We start from the raw sequence: 19,762 nt of genomic DNA, 5'->3' as shown, positions 1-19,762 counted from the left end.
AAATTGGCGCTCAGTATACTTGCTTTCTGAGATCTAATGTATGGGGGTATTCATGACTGATTTCCTCCATGGGTGGCGCCATCGGCCGTGGTACTTGTTCATTCACATAAAAATGCCGCATAGCGTTAAATTCCGGCGGCGGTATCAATGGCCCCTGGGTAAAGCCTTGCTCCTGAAACCGGTTAACGCGCCGTGCTTCCGCTTCGTTGCTGTTGACTGGCACGCTAGCAAAGTTGCGGCCGCCTGGATGACTGACGTAATAGGTACAACCGCCTATCGACATGCCATTCCAGCTATCAATCAAGTCGAACACCAACGGCGCATCAACCCCCAATGTTGGATGCAGCGCTGAGGGTGGCGACCAAGCGCGATACCGCACCGCACCGATCATTTCGCCTTTGGTGCCAGTCGCACTTAATGGCACCCGGCGGCCATTACAGGTGAGAACATGCCGACCGTCGGTCATACCGCTGAGTCGCACCTGCAACCGCTCCACTGAGGAGTCCACATAACGGGCGGTTCCTGCGTGTGTCACTTCTTCCCCCAGTACGTGCCAAGGCTCGATGGCCCAGCGCAGCTCCAACTGAATATCATCCAGCTGCTGACGGCCATAATGTGGAAAACGAAACTCTTCAAACGGTGCCAGCCATTCCAGCTTGAACGGATAACCGTGCCGTTGCAGGTCGTCCACCACTGACTTGATGTCCTGCCAGACATAGTAAGGCATCATAAAACGGTCATGTAGTTCAGTGCCCCAACGGATCAACGGCTTCTTGTAGGGCTTCTTCCAAAAACGCGCCACTAAGCAACGCAGTAACAGCATCTGTACCAGCGACATACGGGCATGCGGTGGCATTTCAAAGCCACGAAATTCCAGTAAGCCCTGACGACCACTGGCAGTGCCAGCGGCGTAAAGTTTGTCGATGCAGAACTCAGAACGATGGGTGTTACCGGTAATATCCACCAGCAGGTTGCGCATCAGACGATCAATCAGCCACGGCTGCGCCACCAAGCCATCCGGCATGTTGGCAAAGGCGATTTCCAGTTCATACAACGACTCTTCACGGCCTTCATCCACTCGGGGTGCCTGACTGGTGGGGCCGATGAACATGCCAGAAAACAGGTAGGACAAGCCGGGATGATGCTGCCAGTAAGTCACTAAACTGCGCAGCAGATCGGGGCGCCGTAACATTGGGCTATCCGCTGGCGTCAAACCGCCTAAGGTGACGTGATTGCCGCCACCCGTGCCGGTATGACGACCATCCAGCATGAATTTCTCGGTGCCAAGACGGGACAGATAAGCCTGCTCGTACAAGGTTTCGGTATTGTGTACCAACTCATCCCAACTGCTGGCGGGGTGAATATTGACCTCGATTACACCTGGGTCTGGGGTGATCAGGAATTTCTGTATCCGATAGTCTTTCGGAGGCTCATATCCTTCAATCACCACTGGCAGTTGTTGCTGGCTGGCGACCGCTTCAATAGCGCTTATCAGAGCTACGTAGTGCTCTAAATGGCTCAGTGGTGGTAAAAATAGATGCAAGCGCCCATCACGTACTTCCAGACAAATAGCGGTGCGCACCACAGGTTTAACAATTCTTAGCGGCGGTTGTGGCGGTTGCCCGGTCTGCTGCGCGGCAATACTCGGACTGTCACCGCTTACATCAAATGTTGCCAGTGGTTCCCGTGGTTCAAACGGGTCGCGTTCAGCGTCCAGTTCCTCTTCGCTCATTGGCGGTAAGGAACCCAGTGGCAAACGAAATCCCATTGGGCTATCGCCGGGGATCAAGGTAATCACCTCCGCCCGTAGTGGCCACAAACTGCTCTGCCACAAATAGCCATCAAACATCACCGGCAGCACAAAACCGGTGGGATTTTCCAACCCGTGAGTCAGCAGCTTTGCCAGACGGCGCCGTTCCAGATCATCTTGCAGATTGGCCTTACGCGGGTTAACGGCATCCGGCAGATTGCGCTCCAACCACAGGTAGTACAAGGTATCTTCAAACGCTGGCTGCAAATACTTGGCTGAGAGCCCTAACTCACCGCATAAGGCGTTACCAAAACGTCGCACTTCGGTCTCAGTAAAACCATAATTTTTGTCGACCCGCGCCAACCATTGTGGATCATGCCACAGCGCTTCGCCGTCAGTACGCCAGAAACACCCCAGCGCCCAGCGTGGTAACTCTTCGTCGGGATACCACTTGCCCTGCCCATAATGCAGCAAGCCGTTGCCACCAAATTTGGCTTTCATGCGTAGCAGCAGATCTTTCGCCAGCCGCAACTTGTCGGCACCGAGAGCTTCGGTATTCCATTGCGCGGAATCCATATCATCAATGGAGACAAAGGTGGGTTCGCCGCCCATCGTCAGCCGCACATCGCCCTGTTGCAGCTCCTCATCCACTGCGCGGCCTAGCACCTTGATGTTTTCCCAAACATCATCGCTATAAGGCTTGGTGACTCGCGGATCTTCATGGATACGGGTCACCACGTTGGTATAGCTGAAGTTGACTTCACACTTGTCGGTATAACCGGTAATCGGTGCCGCCGAGATGGGCTCCGCGGTACACGCCAGCGGAATATGGCCTTCACCGGCTAACAGGCCACTGGTGGGATCAAGACCAACCCAGCCAGCGCCAGGCAGATAGACCTCACACCAGGCATGCAAGTCGGTAAAGTCGTGATCGGTACCCGACGGGCCATCCAATGCCTTCACATCGGCCACTAGCTGCACCAGATAACCAGAAGCAAAACGAGCCGCCAACCCAAGCCGGCGCAGGATCTGCACCAACAGCCAAGCGGTGTCACGACAGGAACCTTTTTCAGCGTCAGCGTTTCTTGGCACGTTTGAATCCCGGGTTCGAGCCGAATGCCATAGCCAATGTCCTGTGCCAAACGGCTGTTAAGTTCCACCAAAAAACCCACAATCGCCTGATCTTTACCATCAATGCTTGCCATCCAGGCATCCAGTTCCGGGCAATCTTCAACGGTTTTCAGATAAGGCGCCAGCTCCTCTTGCAGTACCGGCTCATAGTTGAAGGGGTAAGTTTCGGCGTACTCTTCGATGAAGAAATCAAAAGGGTTGATCACCGTCATATCGGCAATCACTTCCACCGCAAACTGCAACTTGCGCGTTTGTTCTGGGAACACCAAGCGTGCCTGCCAGTTACCAAACGGATCCTGTTGCCAGTTGATGAAGTGCTGCTCAGGGGTGACTTTCAGCGAATAGCCATGAATATGAGTGCGTGAGTGCGGCGCGGGCCGCAACCGCAGTATATGCGGCGAGACCTTAACATCCCGGTCAAACTCGTAAGTGGTGGTGTGCTGGATGGCGATGCGAATGGTCATGCGGCATCCTCTTGACGAAAGTGAAACCAGTTTTCAGTGATCTGATGATGCAACGCAATCATCCCTAGTTGCACCTCATTGAGATAGTCACTGAACTGCTGATTGAGATCTTCCGACTTTTCCACTCCCTGCGTGAGTTGCAGCAACTTGTCTACGTTAGCCGCGATAATGCCAAAGCGGGGCAAGGTGGCAGCAGCGATTTTTATCTGCTCTAGGCAATAGCGCTGCGAACGTGGAAAACAGGGATCGGTCAGCATGAATGTCACCACCGCGGCGCCAGTAATAGAGCAGCGCATGGTGCGACGAAAACTCAAATAAGCGCTCTGGGATTTTAGCACTTTGGACCAGACGACCTGCCCCAGCCGCACATCTTCCTCTTCCTGCGAATGCAGCATTTGAAAATTGGCGGCATCCAGAATACGGGTGTTCATATCGGCCCGTTCCAGAAAACGCCCCATCATGATGAAGTGCCAGCCCGCGTGACGGTCCATGGTGCCGGTCAGCAGGCCAATGATCTTCTGGCAACCTTCGATAATGGTGTTGAGATAAGCATGGCGCACCGAACGGTTGATCCCTTGCTTGATATTGTGCTGCGCATAGAGATCTAACTCGTTGATCAGTTCCCACATTTCGCCCGGCACCACATCGCGGGTGGTACGGATATTCTCCCGCACCATTTTCAGCGATGACAACAACGAACCAGGGTTAGTGTCATCGGCCAGCAGGAACTTCAGCACATTGTGTTCATCCTTGACCTTGTAGCGCTGATCAAACTGTTCCACGCCACTGTTGATCTCCACCAGATTGTACCAAGACACCGCAATATCACGCGGCAAGTCATACATGAGGTCATCATAGACACTGACCAGACGGGCAATATTTTCCACTCGCTCCAGATAACGCGCACTCCAGTAAAGGCGCTCGGCAACCCGTGACAACATGTTCAGTCTCCTTTTGTCCCAACAATCCAGGTGTCTTTACTGCCACCGCCTTGGGAAGAGTTGACCACCAGCGAGCCTTTTTCATCGCTACCCGGGTCAAACCACCAGTGGTGACGTAAGTGTCCTTGCTTTGCAAAATGAATGGCCGCAGATCCAGATGGCGCGGTTCCAGCACATCTTTACCTATTAACGTTGGTGCAGTTGACAGTTTGAGTGTCGGCTGGGCGATATAGTTACGCGGGTTGGCCTTGATCAGTTCCGCAAAGGTTTGTTGCTCTTTTTTAGTGGAATGCGGCCCCACCAACATGCCATAGCCACCGGACTCATTAGCCGGTTTCACTACCAGCTTGTCGAGGTTTGCCAGTACATATTCACGCTCATCTTGTCGTTCACACAGGAAGGTTTTCACATTGGGCAGAATGGGTTCTTCATTGAGGTAATAACGGATCAGCGCAGGCACGTAAGCATAGACCACTTTATCGTCTGCTACCCCGGCCCCCGGCGCATTAGCCAAGGCCACATTGCCCGCTTTCCAGGCCCGCATCAATCCCGGCACCCCCAAAACAGACTCTGGATTAAAGGCTTCTGGATCAATGAACAAGTCATCAATACGCCGATAAATCACATCCACCCGTTCTGGGCCATAGATGGTTTTCATGTAGACACAATCATCACTGCCCACAAACAGATCCGAGCCTTCTACCAGCTCTACCCCCATCTGCTGCGCTAAAAACGCATGTTCAAAATAGGCGGAGTTATAAATGCCTGGCGTTAACACTACAATTTCTGGACGAGCGACCTTGCGCGGAGACAGCGCCGCCAAGGTATCGAACAGCTGTGATGGATATGAGCCTATGGGTTGAATATCATCATTTTCAAAGAGTTCCGGTAACACCCGCTTGGTAATTGCCCGGTTTTCCAACATATAAGACACTCCAGAAGGCACCCGCAAATTGTCTTCCAGAACGTAAAATTTGCCATCGGCATCACGCACCAAATCGGTGCCACAAATATGTGCCCACACCCCATAAGCGGGCGAAACCCCAACGCATTCTGGCCGGAAGTTTTTTGACTCCTTGATAATATGCTCGGGGATAATGCCGTCTTTGATACAGTGTTGTTCGTGGTACAGATCATCGATAAAACGGTTGAGTGCGGTCAGGCGTTGTTTCAGGCCCGCTTCGGTCACCGCCCAATCTTTAGCCTCAATGGTGCGCGGGATAATGTCGAACGGCCAGGCACGGTCAATATTGCCTTCTTCGGTATAGACGGTAAAACTGATGCCCATCTCCTGAATGGTCGCTTCCGCCGTCAACCGACGTTTCTCCAGTTCATCGGCAGAGAGGGAATCCAGATATTTGAGCAATTGTTTGGCGGGCGGACGGGGGTTTCCGGTGTGGTCGATCAGCTCATCAAAAAAATCGCCGGAATCATAATTTTTTATAAGTCGATCCATAACAAGTAACGCCCCCTCATAATTATCACCGGACACCGCTTCATTATGGTGCAAAAGAATAGCAGTGCCGATTTATCAATGCTTCAAATTGGTGCTTACAGTTCACAAATCCGCTACTTTTATAATAAAAATCCAAGATTTCTTCACAAAATCACCAACAACTCTACTGATAAGCCAAATCAGCAATTTTCGTACCACTGCCATGTACTACGACCAATGAGTAGATTGGTAACAAAAGAGGTTTGAGTCTTAAGGGATAGGAAGCGCAGTTGCACTTCCTTCACAGAGGGGATTTCAAAGAAGTAGTTAGAAGATAAACTCTTTTGCTGCGGTTGGTCTGAACGCCACACACTATGGTGACGCCAGACGCCGTATTGCACTAGCCTTAGGCAAGCTGCAAACCATGCTGCCAGAAGTATGTCATGGCTTTGTATCTGAATACTTGAATTAGCAATAATGGCAAACCGTCAATCAAGGCAATCGTAGACCAAGTCACCCCCAACGAGCCCAAAAAGCACCAGTCCAATAAGTCAACACCAATACGCTCATACACCCTAGTTGCCAATCATTACGGCAGAACAGTCCTAGGGTTTGAATAACCACACAGCAATTAAAGAGCAACAACATGAGGTGCAGAAACTGTAACAACCACGTGAGCTGGGGTGTTATCAAGCTCTGCACTATACCAAACAGCGATACACTACCTAGCAACAGCGCAATAAAACGCCACTGCGCCTTAACATAAGCTTGTCGCAATGCCAGTTTTCCCTGATAGCAAGGTAATAACCAGAGTAGTTGTAATTGTTTGCTTTGGTTTAAACGATACATAGGTTCCAGCAACAAGATAATCACCGCCATCATGGCAGCGAGGTAGGTTGCCATTTCTCCTGCCGAGGATTTACCGTCTAACCCCGCAACCACCCACAGAAAAATCGGCAGCCCCCATATCCAAAAGGTAATACCAATAAGATAAGCGCCAGAAACAAAACTGAGCGGATGTAGCCAGCGAGTAAGTGCATTGAAACCTCGCTGTGATAGTCCACGCCCTAAAAATTCGCCTAAGGTTCGCTCTGCATCACCGCGCGTAAGGTACAACACTGAAGTAGCTTGGGGGTGCCACTGCAACCGATATTTTATTTGCCAGCATACAAGCATAGCGGCCCCCACCAGTAACCCAAGACTCACGGACAAGGGCACATACTCAGCGCAAAAAATCAGTGCAATAACAATGATGTTTTGCAGCTTTCCTAGGGATTTAAATGACAAATAGCCCAACAGCAGACCGCTATAAGCCCCGGCACAAAAATATTTCAGTAGCTGTTCATTGCCGTAGAGGCACTGTAACACGATGATAAAAATGCCATAAATGCCAGTTGCACCGCCCAATTGGCGCAATAATCGCGGCTTATAACGAGGAACAATTTGGGCCCATTCCAAGCTGATATACTGTAATAGCTTTTGCAGTATGGTTCCTACGAAGGCGAAAACACCTATTCCACCATAGGCTAACTGCAAATATGCTGTATCGTGCAGATAGCTTTCATACGCTGCCAATATCGGCAGAATGACAGCTGCAATGAGAGACATCAAAGTGCTGGTATTGAGCCAGTAATAACGAAACCAAGGACTCATATATGCAACTCCAGATAGAGTTGCTCAAGATTCAGCGCCTGACACTGCAGCGCTCCGGCCCATGTTTCGCCTCGATAACCATCAATCAACCACGAATACTCACGCCGATGTAATACCCGAATATGCTCACCAAATGTTGGCATCACGCCTTCAGGGAAAGTCACTAGGCGGATGTGCTCCTTAATTTCATCCAGCTCGCGTATCAGCAGCAATTTGCCATTTTTGAGCAGTGCGACATGGCTCGCGACCCGCTCCAAATCAGACGTAATATGTGATGAAAACAACACTGCAGAACCAGACTCCAACGCCAGTTCAAACAGATCTGCCATAAACTGCCGTCTCGCTAACGGATCTAAACTTGCGACAGGTTCATCCAGCAATAGCAATTTGGGGCGATAGGCCATTGCCATGATAATGGCTAACGCTTGTCGCTGCCCTACCGACAATTTATTCACCTTGGTTTTGCCATCCAGAGCAAAACGCTGCAACCACTGCTGTTCTAATTGCATATCCCAACTTGCATAAAAACTACGGTGCAGCGCCAATGCCATCGCCACTGTAGCATTCTCATAGCCGAAAGGCTGTTGCGGTACGTAACCTATGGCTTCTTTAGCAGCCACACTTAATTGCTCTGGGGCTTCCCCCAAAGTCGCAATATCGCCAGCATCCGCATCAATAATGCCCAAAGCGATGCGCATTAAGGTAGATTTACCGGCACCATTGGCACCTAGCAACCCCACCACCATCCCTGGTTCGAGGGTGAATGATACTTCGTCCAGTACCGTGTTAGCCTCAAAGCGCTTTACCACCTTATTTAACTGCAACAATGCATCCATTGTGATGTTCCTCTCTTCCTCTAAGCTCCGGCACTTTTTAAGCTATCCCATTGTTTTTCAATTAAATCTATAATCTGTTGTTTTGATAAACCAAGTTGTTGAGCACTTGCCAGCAATACTGCCAGTTGTGGCCGTAACAGGGCCTCGGCCGACGCATGATTATTAACGCTTTCAGCCACTTGAGTTGGCTGACCACGACGCCGTTCTAACCAGCCCTGCTCAACCAATTGCTGAATTGCCCGCGAAACTGTCATAGGATTAACCGCAAGATAGCTGGCTATCTGGCGTACAGAAGGCAACACCGTATGCGCGGGCAACTGTCCACCAACAATCAAGTGGATGATTTGTTCGCTAAGTTGGCGATAAATAGGGTCGCCACTACTGGGATTAACCTGCAAAAGTTCCAGCATACTATTGCTCACTGTATTAATACATTGATACACTTGGTTGCGCAAAATTACTACACCCTTTTTTAATTGCAAAAGGAAATTCGCATGACAAGGCGTTACTCTTGCTGGATTAGCAGCCTGCTAATGGGATTAGGGCTGTTCTGTGCTTTACCTATGCAAGCGATAGCAATAGGGCACAGCAACAGCTGCTACGCCACCGGGCTATCCGACAGACTCCAATGTGGCAGCGTTGAAGTTGCCGAAAACCCAGCAAAACCGGATGGGCGCAAGATTGCGATCCATTATGTGGTAATCCCCGCCATCAAGAATCTGGCACCACAGGAAGCGGTACTGGGGATTGCCGGAGGGCCGGGGCAATCGGCGATTGAAAACGCGGCGGGCTTTGAGCGGATGCTGCATAAAGTTCGGCAGCACCGCGATATTCTGCTGATAGATCAGCGTGGTACGGGTCAGTCAAATGCGCTGAACTGTGACAGCGAAGATCTGACTGCGCTGCTAGCACACAATGATGATGTCATGGATATTGCTGCCGAAACCCGCAAATGTAAAACACAACTGCAGCAACATGCCGATGTTAGCCAATACGGCAGCGAACAGGCGCTAACAGACTTTGAAGCGGTGCGACGCCATTTAGGCTATCAAAAACTGCATATTTATGGCGTTTCCTATGGCACGCGCATGGCACAGCTGTATATGCGTCATTATCCGCAAGCTATTGCCACTGTGACCTTGGATGGGGTCGTGCCAATGCAGCAAAGTGTCTTGGCAATCGGCAGTGCCATTGCGCGGGCACAAACACTGGTTATCAGTGATTGTGAAAAAGACTCACTATGCGGCAAGGCCTTTCCCAAATTGCGCGAGGAACTGGATACCCTAAGTGATACCTTGCAGCAGTACCCGGTAATGGAAAAAATTCATCATCCAGTGACCGGGGAAACAGCACTGCTCACGCTCACCCGTGACAAACTCCAAGGGGCATTGCGACTAGCGATGTATTCACCGTCAATTCGCGCCTTGATCCCTTTTGCTATCCATCAGGCTTATCGCAAAAACTACCAGCCGATATTGGGGCTGCTGTCGCTGCAGAGCGGTTCATTGGATCTGGCGATGGGAATGCATGCTGCGGTAGTTTGCGGCGAAGACTGGCCACGATTGACCGCGGCACAGCGGCAAGATGCGGAAAAAAGTGTGATTGGCAAAGTCATGCTCCAGAGTATTGATGAGAGCTGCCCCATCTGGCAGATCCCACCAGCCGCAAAAGATTTTAGCGCGCCGATAGCAAGCAGTATTCCCACATTACTGCTATCGGGTGAAAAAGACCCGGCCACACCGCCCGCATGGGCCGAGATGGCAGCAGTCAAGCTCACCAATGCCAAACATCTGATCTCCCCTTACGCCACCCACAACGTGGCTGCCCAATCCTGTGCTGGCGACCTTATTGCGGAATTGGTGGAGAAAGCATCAGTCAAGCAGATTGATGGCAAATGCTTGAACAAGGATGTGCGCCGCAGTTTCTACCTAAATGCCAGTACCGTTGAAGCGATTGGAGAGGATAAGCAATGATTAAGGTCAGCAATATCAGCAAACGTATTGGTAAGGTTCAAGCATTGAACCAACTGAGCTTCAGCGCCGATGACGGCATGATCACAGGCCTTTTGGGGCCGAATGGTGCCGGTAAAACCACCTGTCTACGAACCATCTTTGGACTGCTTAAACCGGATGAAGGCTATGCTGAAATCGATGGTATTGACGTGGCCAAACACCCGGTTGCCGCCAAACAACAATTAGGGCTATTTCCCGATCCCTTTGGCCTTTATGAGCGACTGACACCGCGCGAGTACATCCGCTACTTTGCCGCGCTTAACGGCATGAGCAAACCGGCCGCCAGCCAAGCCACGGCCGAGGTACTGAGTAAATTGCGCATGGAAGATATTGCCGATCGCCGCTGCAAAGGGTTTTCCCAAGGACAACGGATGAAAACGGCGCTAGCACAGGCAATTGTGCACCAGCCCACCAATATCATTCTGGATGAACCCACCCGCGGGTTAGATGTAATGAGTACCCGGGTGCTACGGGATTTACTGTTGCAGTTAAAACAGCAAGGCCATTGTGTACTGTTTTCCAGCCATGTGATGCAAGAAGTGGCGGCACTCTGTGACCGAGTAATAGTGATGGCCAACGGTAAGGTGGCAGCCATCGGCAGCCCGCAACAGTTATGTGAACAGACCGGACAAACGTCACTGGAAGAAGCATTTATTCAGTTGATAGGGACAGACGAGGGGATCGCCGCATGATGGCAAAAGTATTTACGCTGCTGCGTAAGGAGCTGGTGGATGCCAGTCGTGATAAGCGTTCGGTGCTGGCGGGATTGTATTATGCCATCGGCACACCGCTGCTGATGTGTGGGCTGTTTATTGTGTTGATCAATCAGTTATCCAGCCCGGAAGACTTGCCAGTGAAGATGGTGAACGCCGACAAGGCACCGGATCTCGTGCGTTACTTGGGGCAACAAGGCATCAACAGCGGCAGCGGAGAAAAGGCCGACAAACTGGTGTTACAGATCAGCTCCGACTATCCGCAAAAAATGGCGCGGGGCGAAAGTGCCGAGGTGACCGTCATTGCCGATAACTCCGATGAAAAAATGCAGGATTCTATCCGCCGCCTACAAAAAGCACTGCAAGCCTACTCTGCCGAGATGGGCAGTTTGCGGCTGATAGCCCGAGGCATTGACCCTCGCGTGTTGCAACCGCTGAAAGTGGAACTGCATGATCAGGCCACGCCAGACTCCAAAGGCGGCATGATCCTCGGCATTGCCCTGTTTACCATGCTGTATTCGGTGTTTATCTCCGGCATGAATCTGGCAATTGACACCAGTGCTGGCGAACGGGAACGCAACTCACTCGGCTTATTGCTGAGCCACCCAGTCACCACCGGCCAGTTGGTCATCTCCAAATTGCTAGCGGTCACCGCTTTTGCAATGTTGGGATTGATATTGATCCTGCTGATTTCCCACTTTGCCTACCCGCTGGTGCCATGGGCAGAATTAGGCTTCAGTATCAGCATCAGCCCACAGTTTATGCTGTTGATGCTGGTAGTGGGTTTGCCTGTTGCCATGTTGGCTGCTAGCCTGCAACTGTTTGTCTCTTTTATGGCGAAAACCTTCAAGGAAGCGCAGTCCTATCTGACTATGGTGATGTTTATTCCATTGGCATTAGCCATGAGTGCCAGCTACAACATCGCCCCTGAAGTGCTGAAATGGCTGCCAGTTTCCGGCCAGCAACAGGCGCTGATGGAAGTGATCAAGGGTAAAACCTTGCCGTGGATGGAACTGGCAATAGCCTCGGGACTGACATTATTGATTGCGGCAGTGCTAGCAACCGCGTTGGCGCGGATGTTACGCAGCGAAAAAGTCGTGTTTGGTTTATGATGCCTAGAGGTTCAGCCGTTAGACCCAAGTTAACGCTTGGCCTAGCCCTATATTCAGGAAAGGAAAAGTAATGTCTCGATTATGGAAACAGCGACGATGGCTCACACTATTACTGTTGCCAGCGGCCTTACTGGCATATACATCAGGCGCTCACTATAGCAGTTTTGTATTAGTGCTAGCCGGAACCTCACTGGAAATGTGTTTTTGGTGGCGGTTATTGGGTCGTCCATAGTAGCAAAACGCCGACATTCGTCGGCGTTTTTCATTCCCGATAGTAACAACTAAAAACGGTATTCGTAGCTACCAAAAATGCTGCTATCTGAGTCGTTATTTTTCAGCTCATATTCTGAACGTGATGCTGTGCCACCTAATGTCACCATGCCATCAAACATCGGCCAGCGGTAACTGAGTTCTAGCATCAACAATTTTTCCTGCGGGAAATTAGGCGTCCAGGGATTATTCGGACTACGGCCATCATCATTCAGCCGGGCGTAACGCAGATAAGCCTGCAATCCGCGGCTATTACTATACTGGCCAATCAACCCCAGAACATAGACCTTGGCATCGCTATCGTAAGTAGAGCCTAAACTACGGCGATAGTAACGGGAACCGCTCAGATAAGTGCCATGTTCGTAGAAGCAGTTAAACACGTGAGGATCTGTGCCACAGGCCACCATGGTATCTGAGTATTCCAAAAACAGCTTGTACTGCTGCTGGCTAAAACTAAAACGGGTATCAGCACCATAGAGCATGGCGCAATCGGTTAACTGCCATGGTGACGGGCCACTGGAGTCTTCGCAGGTACGTTCAAAATAAAGCCCCACAGGTACCCCAAACCAGTTATCGGCATAGCGCATATCAAAACCCGCCATCTGATTACCGATTTTACTGTCCAAAGACGAATCACAAGTTGCTGAGCCGTCTGAACATTCAGTGTTGCCTGAGATGGTATCCCAGAAAGAACTCAAGCTACATTCTTGCCCCTGACCACAAATCTGTGTCGTCCAGGAAAATCCAATTTCCAATTGCCGCAATGGTTTCAGCGTGCCGCGGAAATTCCATAGCACAGTATCATCAATAGCACGGTCATCATTTTCCCAACTGAAACCGGTAGTTAAGGTCCAAGGGCCGATCCAGGACAACCAAGGGGTTTCAAAACCATGAGCATCATTACGGCTTAACATGATTGATGGCATGGGCCGGGCATTATTGGTTTTAATCAGGCCAGTATCAAATCCCGGCCCCCACCACTGTGGCACGGTTCCGGCGGTCACCACCCAGTTTCCCAGAATGGCGGCAATATAGGAGTCATCCAAACGTAGCGACTTATCGTCCTGCGGATCTAACGCACCTGTGACCGACAACTTGTAGGCAAAGCGTTTGCCTACATAATCATGGGATGCGGTCAGTTCCCTTTTTCACGATAGTCTGAACCAAAATGTTGGAACCGGGCAGCATCTGAAGCGAATGACGCTTTAATGCTGCTGTTACCTTCGTTAGAGGTGGCCTGCTGGTAGTAATAATTCACTCTGGCAAATGCCTGCCGCTGTGCCGCACTGAGTGTTTCCGGCTCCACTGTGGCCAGATCGGCACCAATACCGGCCCACATTAAGGGATAGGTGTTAATGGGCACTGTGATTACCCCAGCATCGGCCAAGGCCTGAATATCTGCCCGCAAATATACATCGCTGGTATCCACCCAAGGAGCCGCACTGACCAAGGCACTGAAAAACACCGCACAGGCACACCAAGATAATTTTAACGCTTTACTTAACATCAAAGACTTCCTTGTTTATGGAATAGCTGTTGCAATGCGGTGGCGACCTCAGGATGCACGAACTGGCTAACATCACCGCCATGTATTGCCACCTCTTTTACCAGCGTGGATGAAATAAAAGAATTTTCTTCTGCGGGGTTAAAAACACACTCTCCAACCCCGGGTACAACCGGCGATTCATGCTGGCAAGCTGAAATTCATACTCAAAATCTGACACGGCCCGTAAACCACGGACCAAAACAGTTGCCTGTTGCTGTTTAGCAAAATCCACCAACAAACCGCTGAAGCCCATCACTTCGACATTTGCCAGATGAGCAGTAACTGTCTGTAACATAGCCACTCGCTGCTGTAGCGAAAAACGTGGTTGCTTGGACGGATTTGCCGCCACGGCAATCACCAGCGACGGAAACAATGATGCCGCACGGTCAATCAGATCGGCATGACCATTGGTAACCGGATCAAAGGTGCCTGGATAGATGGCTCTGGTATGCATTATTCCTCCATAACCCTGGAGATGACACAACGGCGCAGTGACAGCACCGCTAGCGGATTTTCCTATATTGGAGCCGTATTCTGCCACAACTGCCCCGGGCATGCACAACCCACATTGCGCCATCCCGGTGAATATCAGTCCTTGGCGAGCAGTGACAGATAACGCTCAACAATAGTGTCTAAGGCAACTTGGTTGAGGATTGCAGCCGACAAGACATCAGGAGATTCATCCAAGGCCTGATCAATCACAGCCGCCAATGCCGCAGGATCTCGACGCGGCACTAACCACTTAGATAAAGGGCCGCTAAGGATTTCACTGGGGCCATGAGGACAACAAGTACTCACCGCCGGTGTTCCTAACGCGATCGCTTCCAACAGCACATTGCCAAACCCTTCATAATCTGAGCTAAGCACCAACAACCGAGCGTGTTTGATCCAAGGAAAAGGATTTTGCTGAAAACCGGGCACAATCACCCGCTGCTCTAGCCCCATCTTACGAATAGCCTTGAGCGCTTTTCTGCGATTACTACACAACAGTACCAGCGGGATGTCATGCCGCATCTTTTTTAAGGCGGCAAATAACACATCGTGGCGCTTCTGCCGGGCAAAGCGACCAACGTGAATAATATAATCACCAGCAGGTAAATCTGCTACAGACACATCGGCCTGCTGACGAATCTCTGCTAATGAAAACGGGTTATAAATGGTGGTAACCGATGCGGGCTTAATTCGCCTTGAATGCCGTAGCTCATCAGCCACACCTTCAGATACGGCAACCAAATGCTGGCCATTAAGCGCCTGTTGCGCCCGCCTCATATCCAGCCAAGCCAGCGGCCCCAATTTGCGTTGGCGTTTCAACTCCTCATCCAGCGAATTGTGCACCACACAATACAGCGGAGCAACGCCGGTGCGCGTCATCAGCAGATTGGTCTGATGCAAATTGGACAGAAACAGATCAAAACGGCCCACATGCTGCTGCAAGGTTTCAAGATATTGCCTGAGTCTGGCGACAGACGTTCCCAAACGCCAGAAGCTGTCCAAGTTGCGCTCATGCGCGTCAAAGCAAAAATGTAGCGGAATCTCAACTGGCACTTCATGTTCCACCGCAGGCTGCAGCACTATGATATGCGGCTGATGTCCCTGTGCCAGCAACCCCTTCGCCAGCGTTAACATCACCTTTTCTGCACCGCCACCCGCAAGTGAATCTATGACGATGGCGATGCGTTTGTTCGAGTTCTGCTGCATATTTGAATCCCTAGCTAAAACAACATGGTGGATTCATGCTTAACGACGCTCTACGGCAGTATCGTCTTGGGGTAACGATAACTCCGCTAGCGCCGCATACTTATGAAATGCATATTCGCCGAGAATAATCGCCATCAGCAAACCACGCCACCCATCCAAAAATCCCAGACTCAGCACATATTGCTGGAAAAAATCCGTGAAAAAACGTAATACCGCGAATCCGATAGTGCTCTTCTTACCCTTATTGGCTTTTTCCTGAGCCATCAGGCAAGCATATTTAAGGTGTTTTTCCTGCACATGTTGATAGTTACGCCAACTGTAATGCAGTAACGCCGATTTCAGTACTTTGATGCGCTGATTAGGCTGTAGCAAAGTCTCATGTACCTGTCGCTCTTTAAACTTAGCGCCAACCTTATAAAACAGCTTGCCTTGTGGAGCCGTGTAACGACCATGATTTAAAAATTTCCCAAAGAAGTATGTTTTCCAAGGAATTTTGATCATATTGGCATCAGGTTTAGCAATCGACAGTACCTCGTCTATTTCCGCTTTCAACGCTTCGGTAACGATCTCATCAGCATCAATGGTTAATACCCAGTCGTACTGACACATCGCCAAGGCGCGATTACGTTGCGGACCATATCCCGGCCAGTCAGTGCAATGTACTTCACTGGTGTACTTTTTGGCGATTTCCACTGTGCCATCCGTACTGCCTGAGTCCAGAATAATCAATTCATCGACCCAACCTTGCAGTGGCGCCAGACACCGCTCTATACGGTCAGCTTCATTACAGACGATCAGGAAACAAGAGATTTTATGTTGTCGCATGCGGCTTCATTCTCTGTGCATTATTAATGTGGGTATTAATCGTTAGTTGTCCCGCGCTACCAGCAACGAACGTTGGGCAATAACATCCATCACCTGCTGCACGGAAATATCGCTGACATAGCCATTATCAGCCGCATAAATCACCGAGGACAGTTCACTCTTGGGTGGGGCCCAGTAAGGTTTCCGTTGCCGCATCAACGCAATTAACGGCACATGTAATGCACCTGCGAAATGCATGATGGAAGTTTCCACACTGATGACTAAATCACTACAAGCGATCATGGCTGGCAGTTCAAAGAAATGCCCGGTCACAGTGAATACCGCTATCCGCTGTTGCATTGCTGCTGGTAGTTGGGCGACAGCCTGTTGGATTTCGGTCTGTTTTTCGCCAGTGACATTCAAGATAAATCGGCTCTGCTGCAGTTGGTTCAAGCGATTAATCAAGTCAAATAATTGGGTGATGTTCCAGTCGCGTCGATGATCAGTAGAGAGATGATTCAAAAAATCAACGGCCCAGTTTGCGCAGTAAAATGCTGCTGAAGCCATTGCTTTGCCGCTGTGAGATGCTGGATGCTCGGTCGCAAACACGGCAATAACGCGCAGCCTGACAGTTCAATGCCAAAAATGCCATGCGCCCACTGATAGTAACGATCAGTAATATGGTGTTCCTGTGGCAATAACGTGATATCTGGTGAGAATTGCGCATTGGCCTTGCGATAAAACCAGAACCCAAACTTTCTCGCCATAAATGACTGACAGGGACCAGCGATTAATAATGCATCGGGTGCGATTTGGCGAGCAATGCTCAAGTAGCGCTTGCCTCTGGATTGCGGCAAAGTGACAACAATATCGTAATTTTGTTGTGCCGCTTGTGCTATTTGACGTTGCTGCTGCACAACCGAATCACAACAGCCCCACATATTACCAAAGGCCGCCTCGGCTTCAATCCACTGCTGCATAATACGGCTACGAGCTAACCGCCACGCCTGTTTATCATTACGATCATCATCCAGCCAGATATCGATTTGCAGCTGCGGATACTGCTGCTTCACCGCTTCCAAGAATGTTTTGATATATAGAAAATCACCCAAAGCAAAAGGTGACATCACCAGCAGTTTTTTGGCTTTTAATAGTAAATTTTTATCAATTACCGCCATTATCGTTTGTTACCTTTCAGTTCGGCAAAAGCGTTACAATCTGTTGAGGTTATCTGAGCAAAGCTTCAAGCTGCGCCATTGCAACGTCAAGTCCGTTGCTTACCCCTTGTGACATCATCTGTTGTTTGAGCTGTTTTTGTATCCCAGGTTCCCGTAGTGCTATCGCACTGCGGATCAGTGCATCCCCATTAAATTCCGCATGCAAACAAAGTTGCTGTGCCACACAACTGTTGATGCGGGCGTATTGGTCTTTCGAAACCGGCACCGCAACCGTAGGAATGTGTAAAGCCAACGCTTGTAGCAAGGTATCACCACCGGCCAACACCGCACTATCCGCGGCGGCCAGCAGGCTGATAAATGCCACGTTGTCGATGCCGGCAACCGCAACCACACCGGGATATTGTGGCAAAGCTTGCGGGTAGTTGCTGCCAAACACCATGACACAAGGCATGCCCGTTTGTTGATAAACACCCGCGGCGGCTTTAGCAAAAACATCGGCCACCAACGTCCCTGCCACCCGATGACCGCCAGAGCCGGCGTTGAATAACCAGAAATTGCCCGCACGCAAATCAAACTGTGCTAACAGTTGTTGCTGAAGAGCTGGTTGCGGAGGACTGAACACCGGCCCAACAGATACCGGTGCAGGTTTTCTGAGCCACCATAATTTTAAGCGTTCAAACCAACTGATATCGCCAATAAAAAACTCCGGTTGTACAACCCAATGACTATCGGTTACCCGTAACCGCTGCCATTTAAGACCACGGCTGCGTTTGCGCCGATGCTGACTGATAAAGATGACCTTAGCACCACAACGTTTTGCATGTTGTAACTGCGTTCTGCGGCCGGAGGCATCAAAGATGACCACATTGGGCTGATAGTCAGAGATTATCTGGTTGACGTCCATGACTCTTTTAGTTGGTGTTTCATCCAGTAAATCAGCAGGATAAGGACAGGATTCAGCATAGGGGGCATCGCGATTAAGAATGAAACGGATCTGTGCCTGCGGCCAACGCGCCGCAACAGCATCCGCCAGGATCAGCGAGCGCATATATTCACCAATCCCTTCTGCCGAGGACACGGGAATAAAAAGAAACTTGATACTGCTACAGAATGGCTCAGCCATAAATTCATCCATGTAAACTACAAGTGTTGTTCCGCGACGACTTGGTCAAACATATTGATAACGGCGGCCACTGCAATCTTAGCCATCAGATGTTCACCTTTGGCACGAGTTCCCCATCGCACCGTTTGCCCCGGAAATTGTTCATCAATTGCCTGCTGGTAAGCACTTACCACATACTGTTGCCACAGATAGGGGCCAGTACGCCCAGGATTTGAATGTGCATACAAGCCGATGACCGGCGTGCCTTGGGTTACTGCCATGTGGGTCGGCCCAGTATCAGGCGCCAACACTAATGATGCCTGACGTAAGATTGCCAGCATCTGAACCAAGCTGGTTTTCCCCACAAGATTGCTAATCTGGCACTGACAGGCGTTGATGATATCGTCGGCAAGTTGTTGTTCCATCGCTGCGGGGCCGCCACACAGCATGATCGTAAACCCTGCGCTGCCGCATGTTCGGCCACGGCGGCATAACGCTCTGGCAACCAGTTACGTTCCGCTTTACTAGCCGCCGGACAGATCACTAGCCACCGCGCCGAGCCCATCTGTTGCTCAGCAAATTCTCTCGCGGCTGTTGGGAGCGGCATATCCCAGCGCGGCGTAAGATCCATTACCCCCAACTTAGCGGCAAACCCCATAAAACCATCAAGTACGTGTGGTGTTGCCAGTGGCTCAACCCGTTCATTAGTGACCAGCCACTGCCCTTCTTTGGCGCGGGTGCGATCAAAGCCAATCCGCACCTTTGCCGGGATCATCAACGAGGCAATAGTGGCTCGCAGTGCCACCTGCATATGCAGCAGGACATCAAAACGGCGACCATGAAAGGCTTGTTTTAGTGCCCGATAACTACGCCATCCCTGAGATTTATCAAACACCACAAATTCAATCCCCGGCAGGTATTTGAGAAGTTGGTACTCCACTTTGCCAATCACCCAGGTGATGGCCAACCTTGATATTGCCGCTGAATCGCCTGCACCATGGCAACTGCGTGGCACACATCGCCGATAGCAGACAAACGCAATAAACACAGTGAACGGACTTGGCGGGGATCAAAACTCATCGGAACAAATGCCGGTTATGGGATGCAAGCCCCGGAT

Annotated in this window: 15 protein-coding genes and 4 pseudogenes; 4 read left to right on the top strand and 15 right to left on the bottom strand. The window is 50.5% G+C overall.

Annotated elements, in window-relative coordinates; genetic code table 11:
- Positions 1–10 precede the first annotated feature (10 nt).
- The 7 genes and pseudogenes from KHX94_RS09310 to KHX94_RS09285 all read right to left on the bottom strand — a co-directional run bounded on the left by KHX94_RS09310 (position 11) and on the right by KHX94_RS09285 (position 8,620).
- Positions 11–2,785 carry a transglutaminase family protein gene (locus tag KHX94_RS09310; protein ID WP_244859437.1) on the bottom strand — a complete coding sequence of 925 codons (2,775 nt, stop codon included), beginning with the start codon at positions 2,783–2,785 and terminating at the stop codon, positions 11–13.
- Positions 2,722–3,345, bottom strand: a complete 624-nt coding sequence (locus KHX94_RS20385; RefSeq protein ID WP_244859389.1) for a transglutaminase N-terminal domain-containing protein — start codon at positions 3,343–3,345, stop codon at positions 2,722–2,724. Before KHX94_RS20385 ends, KHX94_RS09310 begins: the two co-directional genes overlap by 64 nt.
- Positions 3,342–4,286, bottom strand: coding sequence for an alpha-E domain-containing protein (locus KHX94_RS09305; protein ID WP_133038280.1), 945 nt, complete (start codon positions 4,284–4,286; stop codon positions 3,342–3,344). The genes KHX94_RS20385 and KHX94_RS09305 overlap by 4 nt, the downstream gene beginning before the upstream one ends.
- Before the next feature lie 2 nt (positions 4,287–4,288).
- Positions 4,289–5,742, bottom strand: a pseudogene (locus tag KHX94_RS09300) (circularly permuted type 2 ATP-grasp protein).
- A gap of 492 nt (positions 5,743–6,234) precedes the next feature.
- On the bottom strand, positions 6,235–7,374 hold the full coding sequence (locus KHX94_RS09295; protein ID WP_213683178.1) for a hypothetical protein: 1,140 nt from the start codon (positions 7,372–7,374) through the stop codon (positions 6,235–6,237).
- Complete coding sequence (locus KHX94_RS09290; protein ID WP_213683177.1) at positions 7,371–8,210, bottom strand: ABC transporter ATP-binding protein; 840 nt, start codon at positions 8,208–8,210, stop codon at positions 7,371–7,373. The genes KHX94_RS09295 and KHX94_RS09290 overlap by 4 nt, the downstream gene beginning before the upstream one ends.
- A 20-nt stretch (positions 8,211–8,230) precedes the next feature.
- Positions 8,231–8,620, bottom strand: a complete 390-nt coding sequence (locus KHX94_RS09285) for a GntR family transcriptional regulator (RefSeq protein ID WP_213683176.1) — start codon at positions 8,618–8,620, stop codon at positions 8,231–8,233.
- 84 nt (positions 8,621–8,704) lie between these two features.
- Here KHX94_RS09285 and KHX94_RS09280 point away from each other — a divergent pair, with 84 nt between their 5' ends.
- From KHX94_RS09280 to KHX94_RS09265, 4 genes are all read left to right on the top strand, one after another.
- Positions 8,705–10,183: an alpha/beta hydrolase gene (locus KHX94_RS09280; protein ID WP_213683175.1), complete on the top strand. Its 1,479-nt coding sequence runs from the start codon at positions 8,705–8,707 to the stop codon at positions 10,181–10,183.
- Complete coding sequence (locus KHX94_RS09275) at positions 10,180–10,914, top strand: ABC transporter ATP-binding protein (protein WP_213683174.1); 735 nt, start codon at positions 10,180–10,182, stop codon at positions 10,912–10,914. The genes KHX94_RS09280 and KHX94_RS09275 overlap by 4 nt, the downstream gene beginning before the upstream one ends.
- On the top strand, positions 10,914–12,047 hold the full coding sequence (locus tag KHX94_RS09270; RefSeq protein WP_213683388.1) for an ABC transporter permease: 1,134 nt from the start codon (positions 10,914–10,916) through the stop codon (positions 12,045–12,047). The genes KHX94_RS09275 and KHX94_RS09270 overlap by 1 nt, the downstream gene beginning before the upstream one ends.
- Before the next feature lie 70 nt (positions 12,048–12,117).
- A complete protein-coding gene (locus KHX94_RS09265) occupies positions 12,118–12,279 on the top strand; it encodes a hypothetical protein (RefSeq protein WP_213683173.1) in 162 nt (53 codons plus the stop codon).
- Between the two features lie 49 nt (positions 12,280–12,328).
- Here the strand turns inward: KHX94_RS09265 and KHX94_RS09260 are convergent.
- The 8 genes and pseudogenes from KHX94_RS09260 to KHX94_RS09225 form a co-directional block, all read right to left on the bottom strand.
- Positions 12,329–13,824 (bottom strand): annotated as a pseudogene (locus KHX94_RS09260) (capsule assembly Wzi family protein).
- Positions 13,824–14,317 (bottom strand): annotated as a pseudogene (gene coaD / locus KHX94_RS09255) (pantetheine-phosphate adenylyltransferase). The pseudogenes KHX94_RS09260 and coaD overlap by 1 nt, the downstream one beginning before the upstream one ends.
- A gap of 134 nt (positions 14,318–14,451) precedes the next feature.
- Positions 14,452–15,561, bottom strand: coding sequence for a glycosyltransferase (locus KHX94_RS09250; protein ID WP_213683172.1), 1,110 nt, complete (start codon positions 15,559–15,561; stop codon positions 14,452–14,454).
- 39 nt (positions 15,562–15,600) lie between these two features.
- Complete coding sequence (locus KHX94_RS09245) at positions 15,601–16,386, bottom strand: glycosyltransferase family 2 protein (RefSeq protein WP_244859388.1); 786 nt, start codon at positions 16,384–16,386, stop codon at positions 15,601–15,603.
- Positions 16,387–16,428: 42 nt separating this feature from the next.
- Complete coding sequence (locus tag KHX94_RS09240; RefSeq protein ID WP_213683171.1) at positions 16,429–16,887, bottom strand: glycosyltransferase family 9 protein; 459 nt, start codon at positions 16,885–16,887, stop codon at positions 16,429–16,431.
- Positions 16,884–17,543, bottom strand: a complete 660-nt coding sequence (locus tag KHX94_RS09235; RefSeq protein WP_213683170.1) for a hypothetical protein — start codon at positions 17,541–17,543, stop codon at positions 16,884–16,886. The genes KHX94_RS09240 and KHX94_RS09235 overlap by 4 nt, the downstream gene beginning before the upstream one ends.
- Positions 17,544–17,592: 49 nt before the next feature.
- Positions 17,593–18,666 (bottom strand): hypothetical protein, encoded by a 1,074-nt coding sequence (locus tag KHX94_RS09230; RefSeq protein WP_213683169.1) that lies wholly within the window; start codon positions 18,664–18,666, stop codon positions 17,593–17,595.
- A 17-nt stretch (positions 18,667–18,683) separates the two neighbouring features.
- Positions 18,684–19,725: pseudogene (locus KHX94_RS09225) on the bottom strand (glycosyltransferase family 9 protein).
- Positions 19,726–19,762 lie beyond the last annotated feature (37 nt).

The organism is Shewanella dokdonensis (assembly GCF_018394335.1).
GTDB classification, from domain to species: Bacteria; Pseudomonadota; Gammaproteobacteria; order Enterobacterales; family Shewanellaceae; genus Shewanella; species Shewanella dokdonensis.
This window is presented reverse-complemented; position numbering and strand designations above follow the sequence as displayed.